Source organism: Psychrobacillus sp. FSL H8-0487 (assembly GCF_038008385.1).
Lineage (GTDB): Bacteria > Bacillota > Bacilli > Bacillales_A > Planococcaceae > Psychrobacillus > Psychrobacillus psychrotolerans.
The window spans coordinates 2,579,344-2,595,530 of record NZ_JBBOZA010000001.1 but is presented as its reverse complement, the minus strand read 5'-3'; the positions used below and the strand labels follow the sequence as shown (position 1 = coordinate 2,595,530).

Genomic DNA, 16,187 nt, shown 5'->3' with positions numbered 1-16,187 from the left:
GTAAATGGAAATATTGAGTATGGTCGGTCTTATAGGAGGTTTAGCCTTACTGATAGTGTTGACTATGAAAGGCGTTAATATTTTAATAGCTGGTCCTATTTCTGCACTATTGGTAGCTGTGACAAGTGGAATGCCTTTATTTTCCCAGCTTGCTGGTAAAGATGAGGCTGATTATGTTACGAGTTATATGTCAGGTTTTACTGGTTTTATCGCTTCGTGGTATTTGATGTTCTTACTTGGAGCGGTTTTCGGAAAGGTCATGGAGGATAGTGGTGCGGCAGATTCCGTATCCAAGTGGATTGTTGGTAAGTTGGGGATGAAGTATGCAGTACTAGCTATTGTCCTAGCTTGTGCGGTATTAACATTTGGAGGAGTAAGTCTTTTCGTAGTTGCTTTTTCTGTCTATCCAATGGCTATTTCTTTGTTTAAACAAGCAGATTTACCGCGTCGTTTTATACCAGCAACATTAGCCTTAGGATCTGTCACGTTTACGATGACATCTGCGGCTTCACCTGAAATTCAAAACTGGATCCCAATTCAATATTTAGGGACTGATGCATATGCGGGTTGGGAAGTAAGTATAATTGTCGCTTTGTTTATGGCCACTTTTGGATACTGGTGGTTGAAACGTATTATTCAAAAGGCTGTTAATAAAGGAGAACGTTTTATAGATCGTGAAACAGATCCAACATTTGATACTAATAGAAATCTGCCAAATCCGTTTTTAGCAATGATTCCATTACTAGTAGTACTAATAATCTCATATATTTTCCATGATAAACTTGCGCAGTCGGCTTTAATAATTGCATTACTTGGTGGTGTAATTGCCACTTATATTGTTGGACGAAAATATTCTAAAAATTTCTGGGAAGCATTTTCAGCAGGTACAGTCGGTGCGATTATAGCAATCGGAAATACTGCCGCAGTAGTGGGTTTCGGCGGAGTTGCTAAAAACGTACCTGCATTTACAACGGCAGTAGAGGCAATGACAAATATTCCTGGTTCACCTCTAATTGGTGCTGCTATTGCGGTATCGGTAATTGCTGGTATGACGGGTTCTTCATCGGGTGGTCAGACAATTGCATTGCCATTGTTAGCCCCGCATTATCTAGATATGGGAGTAAATGCTGAGGCATTACACAGGGTCGTAGCCATTTCTTCGGGTGCCCTTGATTCATTGCCGCATAATGGCTATGTCGTCACTACTATTCAATCAATCTGTGGTGAAAAACATAGTGCAGCTTATTGGCCAGTTGCTGCGACCACTGTAGTTGTACCAACACTTGGTGTAATAATTGCGATTATTCTCTTCTCGTTTGGATTAGGGATTTAAAATTACTGAAAATTACTATACGACATATTTCTGGAGGTTATAAAATGGTAAAAGATAGAGTGCTCCTTATTACGGGAGCAGCAGGGGGCATTGGGTTGGAGATTGCTCATGAATTTTATAAGGCTGGGGCGATTGTAGTACTAACAGATGTAAATGAAGAAAAAGTAAAAGAAGCCGCAAAACTTTTAGGGGATGATGTATTAGGTCTTAAATGCGATGTGACAAAGGAAGAAGATATTATTGACTCAATTAATGTCACTATAGAGAAGTATGGAAGTGTGGATATTCTTATTAATAACGCCGGTATGCAGCACGTTGCAATGTTGGAAGATTTTCCAACAGAACGCTTTGAACTATTGATAAAAATAATGCTGACTGCTCCGTTTATAGCAACTAAACACGTTCTTCCGCATATGCGGAAGAACGGATTCGGGAGAATTATCAATATGGCATCTATAAATGGTTTAGTCGGTTTTGCTGGGAAAGCAGCGTATAACTCAGCTAAACATGGTTTAATTGGACTTACGAAAGTTGCAGCTCTGGAAACAGCAGCGGATGGAATAACTGTCAATGCAGTTTGCCCAGGGTACGTGGATACGCCACTCGTTCGAAACCAATTCAAAGATTTAGCGAAAGTACGAAATGTTCCAGTGGAATCTGTATTGGAAGAAGTGTTATATCCTCTAGTTCCACAAAAACGATTGTTAGAAGTGAAGGAAGTTGCAGATCTTACTCTTTTTTTAGCGAGTGATTCCGCAAAAGGAATGACTGGGCAAGCAGTTGTTTTGGATGGTGGCTATACTAGTCAATAGGTATTCTATTTATATAAAAAATTTGGATTCAATTCTAGGTGCGATTCAGAATAATAATGCTTAGAATCTAGGTACAAGAATTTAGTTTGCTAAGTTGTCGAATATTTGAGAAAATAATAATGTATCAAGCTTAGATGAAAGGGGATTGGAGCATGAAACCTATTTACAATTCAGCTAAAGAGGCTGTTGCAGGGGTGCAAGATGGAATGACGCTGATGGTTGGAGGTTTTGGACTAGTTGGAATTCCAGAACAGCTAATACTGGCTTTAGTCGATAAAGGTGTGAAGGACTTAACGGTTATTTCGAACAATTGTGGCGTGGATGACTGGGGTCTAGGTCTGCTACTTAAAAATAAGCAAATAAAGAAAATGATAGGTTCATATGTTGGAGAAAACAAAGAGTTTGAAAGACAAGTAATCTCAGGTGAAATAGAAGTGGAATTGACTCCACAAGGAACTCTAGCGGAGAAAATTCGTGCTGGTGGGGCTGGAATTCCCGCTTTCTTTACTCCTGCTGGTGTAGGTACTACAGTCGCGGAAGGTAAAGAAGTGCGAGTTTATGATGGAAAAGAATATGTACTAGAAGAGGCACTTCGAGCGGATTATTCTTTCATACGTGCAGCTCAAGCAGATAAATTCGGAAATCTTATCTATAATATGACAGCGCAAAACTTTAATCCAATGATGGCTGCTGCTGGCAAAATTACCATTGCAGAGGTAGAAGAAATTGTAGAAACAGGAGATTTAAATCCTGCTCAAATACATACACCAAGCATTTATGTTCAAGGTCTATTCCAAGCGGAACAAGAAAAAAGAATCGAACGTTTAACGACACGTTCTTAAGGAGGAGTTTCGATTGAATTCACGTGAAAAAATTGCAAGAAGAGCAGAAAAAGAAATTGAAAATGGAAACTACGTAAACTTAGGAATTGGAATTCCGACTTTAGTTGCGAATTTCATCTCTCCCGATAAAACGGTCGTTTTACAATCGGAAAATGGCTTACTTGGTATTGGACCGTACCCAACCGAGCAAGAAGTTAACCCTGACCTTATCAATGCAGGTAAGGAAACAGTAACGACTATTCCAGGCTCGGCTTTTTTCAATAGTGCAGAGTCATTCGCGATGATTCGCGGAGGACATGTCGACGTGGCTATTTTAGGTGCGATGGAAGTATCCGAAAAAGGTGACCTCGCTAACTGGATGATCCCAGGCAAGATGATTAAAGGCATGGGAGGGGCAATGGATCTCGTGCACGGTGCAAAGAAAATTATCGTCATTATGGATCATTGTGCTAAAGACGGTTCTGCTAAAATTAAAAAACAATGTGAATTACCTTTAACAGGCAAGGCAGTTGTGAATAAAATAATAACAGAACGGGCAATGATAGAAGTAACAGAAAATGGACTTGAATTGAAAGAGGTATTCGAGGGTTACTCTGTTCAGGATATTATAGATGCTACAAAAGCGGAACTTATAATTAATAACGTAAGGGAAAATGTCTCTATTTAACATCAGCTTGTATTTTAAAGTGGAATCCATTATTATTAAAACTAATAGAAGTCGACTGTGAAAAGGATTAGTAAATAAATCTCGTATCTTTAGAGAGCTAACGGATGGTGTAAGTTAGCGTTACGAATTATTGAACTCGCCTTTGAGTCTGTATAAGTGAACTGATAGTAGCTTGTACCGTTTTCCGCGTTAAGGAATCAAGTTGAGTGAAGTTTTCACTAATTTGGGTGGTACCGCGTGAGTATATCTCTCGTCCCTTAGTTTTTTAAGGGGCGAGTTTTTTTATGTCTAGCTTTAGAGTCTAACCTCTTGGGGCAAATGTGAAATAGCTGATGTGGCTGAGGTGCTTCTTCCTAGGTCCGCACGATGCGGGTTATGTCTGCTATGCCACAGGATGTGGCGCACTTTACAGATCTATCCTAAACACATTTGCCTGTCGAGGCAGAAATAGGCGCTTCCGCTTTTCATACATTGGAGGAGGAAAAATTTATGAGCTTTAATCATGAAGCAATCGAAAAAAAATGGCAAAAGTATTGGCAAGAAAACAAAACGTATAAGATGACAGATGATCCGTCTAAACCAAAATTCTATGCATTGGATATGTTCCCTTATCCTTCAGGAGTAGGTCTACATGTAGGTCATCCACTTGGATATATCGCAACGGATATTCTAAGTTCGTTTAAACGTAAACAAGGTTATAACGTTCTTCATCCAATGGGGTGGGATGCTTTTGGACTTCCAGCGGAGCAATATGCAATTGATACTGGGAACGATCCTGCAGAGTTCACGGCAAAAAATATTGCTACTTTTAAACGTCAAATGACGGATTTAGGATTTTCTTTTGACTGGGACAGAGAGGTAAATACGACAGATCCTTCGTATTACAAATGGACTCAATGGATTTTCATCCAGCTGTACAAAAAAGGCCTAGCATATGTAGATGAAGTGCCGGTAAACTGGTGTCCAGCATTAGGAACTGTTTTAGCTAATGAAGAAGTAATTGACGGTGTGTCAGAGCGTGGAGGGCATCCAGTAGAACGTCGTCCGATGCGACAATGGGTACTTCGTATAACTGCTTATGCAGACAGACTTTTAGAAGATTTAGATGATCTTGACTGGCCAGACAGCTTAAAAGAAATGCAACGTAATTGGATAGGACGTTCAGAGGGTGCGGAGCTTACTTTTGAAGTGGCAGGCACGAAAGAATCCTTCCGTGCATTTACAACACGTCCGGATACAATTTTTGGTGCAACCTATGCAGTATTAGCGCCTGAGCATAAGCTTGTGGATGCTATAACTACTGAGGAACAAGCAGAAGCAGTGCTAGCTTATAAAGATCAAGTGAAATTAAAAAGTGACCTTGAACGTACAGATCTTGCAAAACATAAAACAGGTGTATTTACAGGTGCTTATGCCGTTAACCCAGTAAGTGGAGAGAAGATGCCAATATGGATTGCTGATTATGTATTAGCGACATACGGTACTGGTGCTATTATGGCAGTTCCTGCACATGATGAGCGTGACTACGAGTTCGCAAAACAATTTGATTTGCCAATCGTGGAAGTAGTTGCTGGTGGGGACATCTCACAAGAAGCTTACACTGCTGATGGCACACTTATTAACTCTGAGTTTTTAAATGGCTTAAACAAACAAGAAGCAATTGCCAAAGCGATTGAATGGTTTGAAACAAATGGTAAAGGTGAGAAGAAAATTACGTATCGTCTACGTGATTGGTTATTCAGTCGTCAACGTTATTGGGGCGAGCCGATTCCAATTATTCATTGGGAAGATGGCACTTCTACACCAGTAGAAGAGTCTGAATTACCGTTAATGCTTCCAGTTACTACAGATATTAAACCAAGTGGTACAGGTGAGTCGCCACTAGCTAATATTACGGAATGGGTTAATGTTGTGGATCCAGTAACCGGTAAAAAAGGCCGTCGTGAAACGAATACTATGCCTCAGTGGGCAGGTAGCTGCTGGTATTACCTACGTTATATCGATCCAAACAATGACGAGGCACTTGTCGATCCAGAACTAGTGAAACGCTGGCTTCCAGTGGACATTTATGTAGGTGGAGCAGAGCATGCAGTACTTCATTTATTGTACGCACGTTTCTGGCATAAATTCCTTTATGATATTGGTGTAGTTACTACGAAAGAGCCATTCCAAAAGTTATTTAACCAAGGGATGATTCTTGGAGAAGGTAACGAGAAAATGTCTAAATCTAAAGGGAATGTAGTTAACCCTGATGATATCGTGAAAAGTCATGGAGCCGATTCACTTCGTCTTTATGAAATGTTCATGGGGCCACTAGACTCCTCGAAACCATGGTCTACAAATGGTTTAGATGGATCAAGAAGATTCCTAGATCGTATATGGCGTCTATTGGTCGATGAAGACGGTAAGTTGAGTGCTAAAGTTACGGATACTTCTTCTGATAATATGGAAAAAGCATATCATCAAACAGTTAAAAAAGTAACGGAAGACTTTGAAGCAATGCATTACAATACCGCTATTTCACAAATGATGGTATTTATCAATGAAGGATATAAAGCGGAGCAAATTTCAAAAGAATATGTTGAAGGATTTGTGAAGCTTATTTCTCCAATCGTTCCACATATTGCAGAAGAATTATGGGGTATTCTTGGACATGACGATACAATCGTTTACGAATCTTGGCCAACATTTGATGAATCGAAACTAGTAGACAATGAAGTAGAAATCCCAGTTCAAATTAAAGGGAAAGTACGTGCAAAATTGAACGTTGCTAAAGATGCAACAAAAGAAGAGTTGGAAGCATTAGCTCTTGCTTCAGAACAAGTTCAACAATGGTTGGATGGTCAAGAAGTGAAGAAAATTATTGCAATTCCAGGTAAAATGGTCAATATCGTAATTTAATGAAGCTGTGACTATAAATAAGAGTATTTAAAATCATCTCAACTCTATGCTTTTCTTAGAGTTGAGATGATTTTTTTGTTGAATGGTTAGTAGAAATAAGCAGCTTTTTTATTTGCAATAACTATTGGAATTCATAAGGGTTAGGATAACCTATTTTTATTAATTCCTCTGGTGTCATCTTAACTAATTCTTCAAGAGGATAATAATTAGGACTATCGATATTTAAATCGTAACTATCATGTGATTCAAGAATCTCATCTTGCACTAAATTTAAAAAATCACGATTTTCTAAGAGGTCCGGGCCGGCATATGATAGATACAAGTAAAGGTTCCCGTTTGGAACGAACGTAGCCTTTAAAATATGAGAAGTCTCTTTAGAGTAAATAAAGCGATCAGCATCGGTTGAAGAGATAACTTTAATCCCATCAAAATCATTAAAAAATTTATCGAAGTTTTTTTCATCTGTCTTTTGGAATATTATTAAATCTAATTTATCATTATAAAAATAAAATCTCGCTTTACCATCATAATCAAATATTAAGTCAGCAATACTGCCATCCTCCTGATATTCTACGGAGTAATTTCCACCTAAGCTTTCTATTACTTTCGATTGTGAGTCACCTAATGTCACCCCATTAAGATAAAGTAAACCTTGTTCTTCTGAAAATGTGGGTTTGGTTAAATCCAATGGTAGTTCAGTTGCAGACTGTTGTTCATTTTCCATAATAGATTCGTTTAAGACAAAAAGCACAGCACTCATTGTTAGTAGTGCGCTAATCACGACATATCGCCATTTATATTTTGGTCTTTCCTCGTTTAGTTCTATTTCTTTCAATACGTTTCGCATAACTCGTTGTCGACTCGCTGTTAAATCTTTTACTTTAGAAGGTATATAGTTATTCATTTAAAAGCGCCTCCCATTCTATTCCCTTCAGTTGATTTTTTAATAATTCCTTGCTACGCCTCAATCGAGTTTTTACAGTGCCTTCTGGAATAGAAAGAATATGGGCAACCTCACCAATGGTCATCTCGTTAAAATAGAAATAAATAAGAACTTCTCGGTGTTTTAAAGGCAATTCAAGGATAGCTTCTCCAATAATTGCTTGCTCGTCATTTCTAACCAGTTCATCTGTATTTCGTTTGCTAGTTGGCGTGGAGAGTTTGTTTTGCAGTTGTACTTTTCTATAGGTCCAGCTTTTTAAATAATCTTTGCTTTTATTAACAGTCATTGTTGTCAGAAATCCCTTTAACTCACCGCGCTCTTCATAACTGTTCTGATTATGATAAAATTTTATGAATACTTCTTGTACAATATCCTCTGCCGCTTGGAGATCCTTTACGTAGTAATAAGCCAAACGTATTAGGGGTTCTGTAAATTGCAGCATTAACGTTTTTAGGTCATTAATATTTATCAAAACCACAACTCCTTTCCATACATAAACGATTCCTAGCACTTTAAAGTTTGGATTTTTCTGAATTATTTTCCTGCTATGCCTTGAAAGTTCTAAAAAATGATATGATGAAGGTTATAAGAATATGGGAGGGATGTGTGCAATGAGTTCATTTATTAAAAGAGTGGGAACTACATACATACCAGTTGTTAATCCAGAGAAATCATCATTATGGTATCAAGAAATGCTAGGAGCTGTTGAAAATTTTAGAAATATGGACAAAGCGATTTTAGAATTTGCAGATCAAAGTTTTTTTCTTGTTAAGGCCAAAAAAGGAGAACGGTCTTGTTTTTTGGATATTTATGAACAGGAACATTTTACAATGACTTTTGAAGTGAATGGAATTGATCGACTAATAGAATTTAACAGCTTTCTTCAGGAAAAGGGAGTACGTGTTGGGGAAATTGAAAATCGGGGGCATCCCGGCACCAATTTTGTATTCTATGATTTAGACGGGAATATGTTTGATGTATGGAGTGAATTGAGTCCTACTTTCAAGGATAGATTGGATTAAAATGATTTAGTGATATTTGAACGAGCGTTATATCTGTGAAAATCAAAAATAAAGGAAGTGCGAATAGATGAATTTTGAAGAAGTTATGCAGGAACTCGAAGCTCTTGGTAAAGAAAGAACTAAAAAAATATACATATCCAATGGAGCACATGAGCCACTTTTCGGCGTGGCTACTGGTGTGATGAAACCAATTTCAAAGAAAATAAAAATAAATCAACAGTTAGCAGATGAGCTATACGCAACAGGGAACTATGATGCCATGTATTTTGCCGGTATTATTGCAGATCCAAACGGCATGACTGAAGCGGATTATGATCGCTGGATGGATTCAGCATATTTTTATATGCTTTCTGATTTTGTAGTAGCTGTAACTTTGTCAGAGTCCGATATCGCTCAAGAAGTTGCGGACAAATGGATTACAAGCGACGATGAGTTGAAAATGTCAGCAGGGTGGAGTTGCTACTGCTGGCTTTTGGGGAATCGAAAAGACGTTGAGTTTTCCCAAAGCAAAATGTCTAATATGCTTGATATGGTGAAAAATAAGATTCATGAATCACCTGAACGAACAAAATCTTCGATGAATAACTTTATATTAACTGTGGGAACGTCTTATGTACCTCTGCATGAAAAAGCACTGGAGACTGCAAAGGAGATAGGCATAGTTGAAGTCAAAAGAGACAACAAAAAAAGCAGTTTCTTAAATGCTTACGACAGTATTCAAACTGCAGTAGATAAAGGAAGAATTGGTTTTAAACGCAAGCATGTTAGATGTTAATATCTTATAGAGCAGCTTGTCCTTAATAGGGATAAGCTGCTTTTTGCTATTTTTTGTTTATTCCAACTAGCGTGCTCAAAATTCCAACTAAACCTCTCATTTTTCCAACTAAACCCTCCAAAATTCCAACTAAAACACCTGTAAGAGATTTTTCGGATCAAAAAAGCTCCTAGAACGATCCTAGGAACTCCAACTTACCTTATTTTACATAATTTTCTCCGAAGCTTTCGATGAATGACTGCATTATTCGGCTTCCTTGTTCTGTCCCAATAGATTCCGGGTGGAATTGAAGGCCATACAAGGGGTAGTCGACATGTTTGATAGCCATTATTTCATTGTCGTCTTCTGACCTTGCTAGAATTTCTAGTTCGTCTACTAATGACTCTCCATCTATCACAAGTGAATGATATCGCATGACTGAAATTGGCTCCTCGAAATTTTTGAACAAAGCTTGAGGGCTATAAGATATGGTGGACATTTTACCATGCCTAATGGTTTTTGCCTGCACAATTTTTGCTCCAAAAGCTGCGCCAATCGATTGATGGCCAAGACAGATGCCTAAAATGGGATACTTTTTGTATAGCTTCTGAATAATGTCGATCGATACACCTGCATCTACAGGAGTACCAGGGCCAGGAGAGATAATAATAGCCTCAGGGTCTAGCTCTTCGAGTTCTTCAATAGTAATAGCATCATTCCGAACGACTTTAACGTCTTTGCCTAACATACTGACTTGTTGATATAAATTATACGTAAAAGAATCATAGTTATCGATTAACAAAATCATCGTTGCACCTCCAAGAGAGCCTTAGCTTTATTAATCGTTTCTTCATACTCACTCTTTGGAATAGAATCGTGGACAATACCAGCTCCAGCTTGAACATGGGCATAATGATCCTTTACAACCATTGTTCGAATGGCAAGTGCCAAATCCATATTACCTGTAACAGATACATAGCCGACAGCCCCCGCGTAGATCCCACGTTTCATTGGTTCTAAATTATTTATAATCTGCATAGCTCTAATTTTCGGTGCACCTGAAACAGTTCCAGCAGGTAAGCAGGTAGTTAACACATCTAAAATATGTGCATTTTCAATTAGTTGACCAGTCACCTCAGACACAATATGCATGACGTATTTATAGTATTCAACTTTCATATATTTCTCAATTTGAACAGTTCCTATTTCAGCTATTTTACCAATATCATTACGTCCAAGATCTACGAGCATTCGATGTTCTGCAACTTCTTTTTCATCATGCAATAAATTATGAGCTATGCGAGCATCTTCCTCAGGAGTTTTCCCGCGAGGCTTTGTCCCTGCTATAGGGTTCGTTGTTACTATTCCATTTTTTACTTTTACTAAGCTTTCGGGAGATGTCCCCAAGATAGTGTAAGTTTCAAAGTCCATATAGAACATATAAGGAGATGGATTGGAAGTACGAAGCTGTCGATACAACGAAAAAGGGTCTCCGTCAAATGGAGAGGTAAAACGTTGAGATAGGACAACCTGGAATATGTCGCCTTTTAAAATATGTTCCTTTGCTGTTTCCACCATATTCGTAAAATCTTTCTCCTGAATATGTGGTTTAAAGGAGAGAGAGGGTTCCGTTCGTTCAGGATTTATCGGTCCTTGCTCTAGTTCAGACAATATCTTTTCTATAGCATCAGTCATCGAATCTGAAGAACGCCCATTTTGGAATAAATCGATCGCAGCTATGGAAACCGTCTGTTTTAGATGATCAAAAATAATAAACGTATCGTAAAACATAACATGTACATCTGGCATATCTAATTCGTCGTTTAATAAATCTCCTATTTTTTCATTATAAAAAGCAGTTTCATATCCGAAATAGCCAATAGCACCACCAAAAAAAGAAAATGGATAGCAGTCTTGATGAATTGGCATCATCTGTTTAAGCTTTTCTATCACTGACCTGTGTTCACTTTCGGTTGCACGATTTTCGACGGATAGTGAATATCCATGCTGGTCTCCGGTTAGTTCCCCGATAGGGTCAACTGCAATAAAGGAGTATCTTCCACTTTCCTCATGCTTAGCGGAGGATTCAAATAACACTTTTTTCCTTCCGTGCAAAGAATGGTAAATGGATATAGGAGTCATCATATCTCCTTGGATTTCTTTCATTTGATAACTTTTTGTCTCAACTGTCATTTCTCAGCTCTCCTATTCTTAACTAATCTCAGCTCAACTCAACTAAACACAAAAAGGCCCTCCATCGCAAAGGACGGAGAGCCGTGGTGCCACCTTTATTGATTACTATTGTAATCCACTTATTGCAACCTGACAGTTGCGAGTCCTATAACGTAGACGAACGCCAAAACCTACTGATTATATATACGTTCAGCTTTGGAGCTAAGAAGCCCATTCACTTTATTGCTTGCACTGACTCGCAGCTACCGTCAGCTCTCTAGAGCATTTCATAAAGTTACTATTCTTCCTAATCGCTTATTAACGTATATTGTAATATAAATTATCTTATAATTCAATCGATTTTGCGGCACTCATTCCAGCAATTTTACCTGTAACAAGAGCAGAGGTGATATTGTAGCCGCCTGTGTATCCGTGGATATCTAATATTTCCCCACAAAAATAGAGTCCAGGCTTCTTCTTCGACGCCATTGTTTTTGGTTCTATCTCCTTGATGGATACACCTCCACCAGTAACAAAGGCTTTTTCTAATGGTTGTGTCCCATAAACAAAGACATTGAATTGTTTTAACTCATGTGCGAGTGCACGAATCTTTTCATGCGGAAGGTTTTGGCCATCTTCACTTTCTTGAATAGCAGTACGTTGAAGTAAAAACAATAGCCATCTTTCAGGAACAATACCTTTCCACACATTTTTTACTGCTTTTTTGGGATCTTCTTTCAAAGCAGATAGAAGCATTTGAAAAGTTTCTTCTTCATTTTGTTCTGGAAGGCTATCAATTCGAACAGAGACAGGTTGTCCGCCATTTTTCTTTTGTTCTTTTACAACAAATTGACTGCATCTTAAGATGGCTGGTCCACTTAAGCCGAAGTGAGTAAACAACATATCCATCTCATGCGTAATTATTGGTTTTCCTTTTTTATTTAACACAGAAACACCAGCGCCTCGAAGTGCAAGGCCTTGAAGTTCTTTCGATTTGATGAATGTCTCATTGGATAAAAGAGGTACCTCTGTCGGATATAAATCCGTGACAGTATGACCCGCTTTTTCTGCCCAAGGATATCCGTCTCCAGTAGATCCGGTTTGAGGAACTGCTTTGCCCCCAACCGCTACGACAATAGCACCGGAAGTGATTTCTTCACCTGAAGCTAGTCTTACACCAATTACTTTTTCATCATTCATTAACAACTTGGAAACTACTGAATTTAACTTGATTTCTACTTGTAGTCTTTTCAATTCATCTAATAGAGCATTTACAACATCCATCGCCTTGTTAGAAACTGGGAACATTCTTCCGTGATCTTCTTCTTTTAAAGCAACTCCTAGATTTTCAAAAAACTCGATGATATCCTCATTATTAAATACAGAAAAAGGGCTAAATAAAAAGCGGCCATTTCCAGGGATATTTTTTACAATCTCTTCTTGAGGTAGTCTATTTGTAACGTTACAACGACCACCACCAGATATAGCAAGCTTTTTCCCAAGCTTATTTCCTTTTTCGATTAGTAGTACCTTTTTGTTTTCTGCCCCAGCCGCCGCAGCAGCCATCAGTCCTGAGGGACCCCCACCAATTACAATAACGTCATACATAATATATTCACACTTTCGGTTTTTTCTTTATTATACATGATTGTGGTTTTGTTTAGACAGTTGTAAACTGTAAGATAGACATTTTAACTTTATTAAGCAAATATTTTTTGCGATGAGCTTGCTCAGGAGCAGAAGTATCCCACTTCTATAAGTGATGTGGTGAATGCAAAATATGTATTCAACTAAATGGTATCCACAAACCTCTGCTTAATAAAGTTAAAGCCTCCGGCGGATGCCACAGATTTTTAGATGAATTTCTCAGGCGAGCTTGAGAAAAATCTGGGGGCACTGTTTTCTGCGACGAGATTACGCAGGAGCACATTCGCCGAGGCGAATTTGATAAGAATGGAAGGGTTAGATGGCATCAAATTTACTGAAAGGGACAATGATTTTAACAATTGGTCTCTTATTATCGAGAATACTAGGTGTTCTATATGTAATACCTTTCTATCAAATAGTGGGGGAGGAGTATATTGCACTTTATCAATACGCTTATACTCCATATTCCATCATGCTAGCAATTGCAGTATCTGGAGTACCAATTGCTGTATCAAAGTTCGTATCTAAATATAATTCCCAAGGAGATTATGCTACTGGAAGAAAGCTCGTGAAGTCGAGCATGTTGCTTATGGGAGTGACCGGGTTTTTAGGGTTTTTAATCCTCTACTTCCTTGCAGATCCAATAGCTCATCTTATTATTAAAGATGATGAAGCAGTATTTTCCGTAAATGATGTAGCTTCTGTGATTAGATTTGTCAGTTTTGCAGTTATTGTAGTTCCGGTTATGAGCTTAGTAAGAGGATTTTTCCAAGGATATCAACATATGACACCTACAGCAATTTCTCAATTATGGGAACAAATTGTTCGAATCCTATTTGTGTTAGTTGGTGGTTTCTTTGTTGTTTATGTATTCAATGGTACAGAAAAGACTGCAGTATCCTTTGCTGTATTTGCCGCGTTTTTAGGTGCAATTGCAGGATTAGTCGTTCTCGTATGGTATTGGAAAAAATTGAAGCCGGAGTTTAACAATTTGTTAACTACATCAGGGAAGATTAGTTCAGATGTATCATTAACAAATATTTATAGAGAAATGTTAATTTATACTGTTCCTTTTGCGCTTGTAGGAGTTATTAATCCTTTATTCCAATTTATCGATATGATTACGTTTAATAATGCGATGTCTGTCATTGGAATAGGTGGGGATATATCTAACACATTATTAGGCATGTTAAATTACACTACCCACAAGCTTGTAATGATTCCTGTCATGCTCGCAACTGGTTTTAGTATGACGCTAATCCCGTTGATCACTAGTTATTATGCAAAACAAGATTTTGTACAGGTTCGTAAAGCGTTGGACCAATCATTCCAAATTTTATTGTTTTTAACTGTACCTGCAGCAATGGGGATTTCTGTGTTAGCAGATGAATTTTACTTAGTGTTTTATGAAGCTAGTGAAACAGGGGCAACCGTACTTGCCCATTACGCTCCAGTTGCTATATTGTTTGCTTTATATCCAGTAACGACTGCGATATTACAAGGAATTGATCGTCAGAAGTTAATAATTTTAAACTTATTGCTTGGAATACTAACGAAGCTAATCCTAAATACGCCACTTATTAAAGCTTTTGAAACTGATGGTGCTATTATCGCTACAGCATGTGGTTATCTAGTGGCAATCGGGTTAAACTTATTTGCTATTCGCAAGACATTACATTATAAATCGAATATGGTCGTTCGAAGAGTAATGCTTATTATTATCGTCAATGTAATCATGTTAGTGCTTGTGTTCCTAGTCAAATTAGGATTTGGACAATTCATGACGATTGATACTAAACTAGAAGGATTACTTGCGATTATCGTTTGTGCTGGTATTGGAGCTGTATTTTATGCTTTTGTTACATTACGCTTGGGTCTTGCTCAAAAACTCTTCGGAGAGAGACTTACACGCTTTACCAAAAAAATTGGTTTTTAGGAGAATAAAATGCGATTAGATAAATTTCTATCTCATATGGGATATGGTACAAGAAAAGAAGTAAAAATATTGGTCAAATCCAAAGCTATTCAAGTAAATGAAGCTGTTGTAAAAGACAGCTCCATGCACGTGAACGAGCTGAAGGATAAAGTGACAGTTTACGGAGACGTAGTAGTATATAAAGAGTTCATCTATTTAATGATGAACAAACCACCTGGAGTAATTTCTGCGACAGAGGACTCTAGGGAGCAAACAGTCATAGATCTATTAGATGAAGACGTACGTCATTTTGAACCATATCCAGTAGGAAGATTAGATAAGGATACTGTAGGTCTTCTTCTATTAACGAATGACGGGGCTTTGACACACCGACTTCTATCACCAAACAAAGACGTACCCAAAGTGTATTACGCGAAAGTAGAAGGTGTAGTAGATGAATCGGATATTACAGCCTTTTCCAATGGAGTAATATTAGATGATGGCTATCATACAAAGCCAGGCATACTAAAAGTTTTAAAAAGTGATTCTATTTCTGAAATCGAATTGGCCATTACAGAAGGTAAATTTCATCAAGTGAAAAGAATGTTTGAAGCAGTTGGAAAAAACGTAGTTTACTTAAAAAGGCTTTCGATGGGGTTACTTGAGTTGGATGCTACATTAGCAGAAAGTACATATCGAGAACTAACAGAAGAAGAGCTAACACAAATACAGCAAAAGAATGACCAGGCTTAAGTTTTAGCTTGGTCATTCTTTTCATATTGTTCATATCTAAGATGTCATTTTAACGCGTTTGTTCGTCGTGGTCCATTTACCTCTTGTTGGGCTAATGATTAAGTCATTAAAAGCAAGCACATTCAAATCTCGTTGAATTGTGCGAGGAGTGATGCCAAATTCATCGACTAAATCTTGTGTTGTAACTGTCCCGTGATCACGGATGAACATATACATGTCTTTTATTCGAGTTAGCATCCGATCAGTAGTTGGTTTCATAAGTAACCACTCCTTCATCATGATATCCCTTGGCTAGACTAGCGGACGACTTGGGTGAAAAGCAACTGAGTAATTGCAATTTACAGCCCCTTTAAAAAATGATAGTCAAAGTATTTACTTTCTGACAATTCCATTATAATAGATTTCTATTAAAATTTCTATAGATAT

The 16,187-nt window shown here is 37.9% G+C and carries 15 protein-coding genes and 2 other annotated features; of the genes, 9 read left to right on the top strand and 6 right to left on the bottom strand.

Annotation, left to right across the window (positions count from 1 at the left end; genetic code table 11):
* Positions 1 to 10: 10 nt before the first annotated feature.
* From MHI47_RS13190 to leuS, 5 genes are all read left to right on the top strand, one after another.
* Positions 11 to 1,333, top strand: a complete 1,323-nt coding sequence (locus tag MHI47_RS13190; RefSeq protein WP_340832057.1) for a GntP family permease — start codon at positions 11 to 13, stop codon at positions 1,331 to 1,333.
* A 44-nt stretch (positions 1,334 to 1,377) separates the two neighbouring features.
* Positions 1,378 to 2,145: a 3-hydroxybutyrate dehydrogenase gene (locus MHI47_RS13185; protein ID WP_340831119.1), complete on the top strand. Its 768-nt coding sequence runs from the start codon at positions 1,378 to 1,380 to the stop codon at positions 2,143 to 2,145.
* A gap of 152 nt (positions 2,146 to 2,297) precedes the next feature.
* The gene (locus tag MHI47_RS13180) at positions 2,298 to 2,987 is read left to right on the top strand and encodes a CoA transferase subunit A (RefSeq protein ID WP_093536810.1); all 690 of its coding nucleotides are present in this window, start codon (positions 2,298 to 2,300) and stop codon (positions 2,985 to 2,987) included.
* 13 nt (positions 2,988 to 3,000) lie between these two features.
* The gene (locus tag MHI47_RS13175) at positions 3,001 to 3,654 is read left to right on the top strand and encodes a 3-oxoacid CoA-transferase subunit B (protein WP_340831118.1); all 654 of its coding nucleotides are present in this window, start codon (positions 3,001 to 3,003) and stop codon (positions 3,652 to 3,654) included.
* 48 nt (positions 3,655 to 3,702) lie between these two features.
* Positions 3,703 to 3,915: a binding site (T-box leader), on the top strand.
* A gap of 228 nt (positions 3,916 to 4,143) precedes the next feature.
* Entirely contained in the window at positions 4,144 to 6,555 is a 2,412-nt protein-coding gene (gene leuS / locus MHI47_RS13170; RefSeq protein ID WP_340831117.1) for a leucine--tRNA ligase, read from the top strand.
* A gap of 121 nt (positions 6,556 to 6,676) precedes the next feature.
* Here leuS and MHI47_RS13165 read toward each other — a convergent pair whose 3' ends face one another.
* Both MHI47_RS13165 and MHI47_RS13160 read right to left on the bottom strand, forming a co-directional pair.
* The gene (locus MHI47_RS13165) at positions 6,677 to 7,459 is read right to left on the bottom strand and encodes a hypothetical protein (RefSeq protein WP_340831116.1); all 783 of its coding nucleotides are present in this window, start codon (positions 7,457 to 7,459) and stop codon (positions 6,677 to 6,679) included.
* Positions 7,452 to 7,976 carry a sigma-70 family RNA polymerase sigma factor gene (locus tag MHI47_RS13160; protein ID WP_340831115.1) on the bottom strand — a complete coding sequence of 175 codons (525 nt, stop codon included), beginning with the start codon at positions 7,974 to 7,976 and terminating at the stop codon, positions 7,452 to 7,454. Before MHI47_RS13160 ends, MHI47_RS13165 begins: the two co-directional genes overlap by 8 nt.
* 133 nt (positions 7,977 to 8,109) lie before the next feature.
* Between MHI47_RS13160 and MHI47_RS13155 the strand changes: the two genes are divergently transcribed.
* Together MHI47_RS13155 and MHI47_RS13150 are read left to right on the top strand one after the other, a co-directional pair.
* Positions 8,110 to 8,520, top strand: coding sequence for a VOC family protein (locus MHI47_RS13155; RefSeq protein ID WP_340831114.1), 411 nt, complete (start codon positions 8,110 to 8,112; stop codon positions 8,518 to 8,520).
* Positions 8,521 to 8,587: 67 nt separating this feature from the next.
* On the top strand, positions 8,588 to 9,295 hold the full coding sequence (locus MHI47_RS13150) for a DNA alkylation repair protein (RefSeq protein WP_340769753.1): 708 nt from the start codon (positions 8,588 to 8,590) through the stop codon (positions 9,293 to 9,295).
* Positions 9,296 to 9,494: 199 nt separating this feature from the next.
* Here the strand turns inward: MHI47_RS13150 and MHI47_RS13145 are convergent, their stop codons facing one another.
* From MHI47_RS13145 to MHI47_RS13135, 3 genes are all read right to left on the bottom strand, one after another.
* Positions 9,495 to 10,082 carry an anthranilate synthase component II gene (locus tag MHI47_RS13145; protein ID WP_340831113.1) on the bottom strand — a complete coding sequence of 196 codons (588 nt, stop codon included), beginning with the start codon at positions 10,080 to 10,082 and terminating at the stop codon, positions 9,495 to 9,497.
* Positions 10,079 to 11,467 carry an anthranilate synthase component I gene (trpE, locus tag MHI47_RS13140; RefSeq protein ID WP_340831112.1) on the bottom strand — a complete coding sequence of 463 codons (1,389 nt, stop codon included), beginning with the start codon at positions 11,465 to 11,467 and terminating at the stop codon, positions 10,079 to 10,081. Before trpE ends, MHI47_RS13145 begins: the two co-directional genes overlap by 4 nt.
* A 66-nt stretch (positions 11,468 to 11,533) precedes the next feature.
* Positions 11,534 to 11,767 (bottom strand) — a binding site (T-box leader).
* Between the two features lie 24 nt (positions 11,768 to 11,791).
* The gene (locus MHI47_RS13135) at positions 11,792 to 13,054 is read right to left on the bottom strand and encodes a BaiN/RdsA family NAD(P)/FAD-dependent oxidoreductase (RefSeq protein ID WP_340831111.1); all 1,263 of its coding nucleotides are present in this window, start codon (positions 13,052 to 13,054) and stop codon (positions 11,792 to 11,794) included.
* A 358-nt stretch (positions 13,055 to 13,412) separates the two neighbouring features.
* Between MHI47_RS13135 and MHI47_RS13130 the strand changes: the two genes are divergently transcribed.
* Together MHI47_RS13130 and MHI47_RS13125 are read left to right on the top strand one after the other, a co-directional pair.
* Positions 13,413 to 15,029 (top strand): putative polysaccharide biosynthesis protein, encoded by a 1,617-nt coding sequence (locus MHI47_RS13130; RefSeq protein WP_340831110.1) that lies wholly within the window; start codon positions 13,413 to 13,415, stop codon positions 15,027 to 15,029.
* A gap of 9 nt (positions 15,030 to 15,038) precedes the next feature.
* Positions 15,039 to 15,761 carry a pseudouridine synthase gene (locus tag MHI47_RS13125; protein ID WP_340831109.1) on the top strand — a complete coding sequence of 241 codons (723 nt, stop codon included), beginning with the start codon at positions 15,039 to 15,041 and terminating at the stop codon, positions 15,759 to 15,761.
* Positions 15,762 to 15,797: 36 nt separating this feature from the next.
* Here MHI47_RS13125 and MHI47_RS13120 read toward each other — a convergent pair whose 3' ends face one another.
* Positions 15,798 to 16,019 carry a DeoR family transcriptional regulator gene (locus tag MHI47_RS13120; RefSeq protein ID WP_093536820.1) on the bottom strand — a complete coding sequence of 74 codons (222 nt, stop codon included), beginning with the start codon at positions 16,017 to 16,019 and terminating at the stop codon, positions 15,798 to 15,800.
* Positions 16,020 to 16,187: the final 168 nt, after the last annotated feature.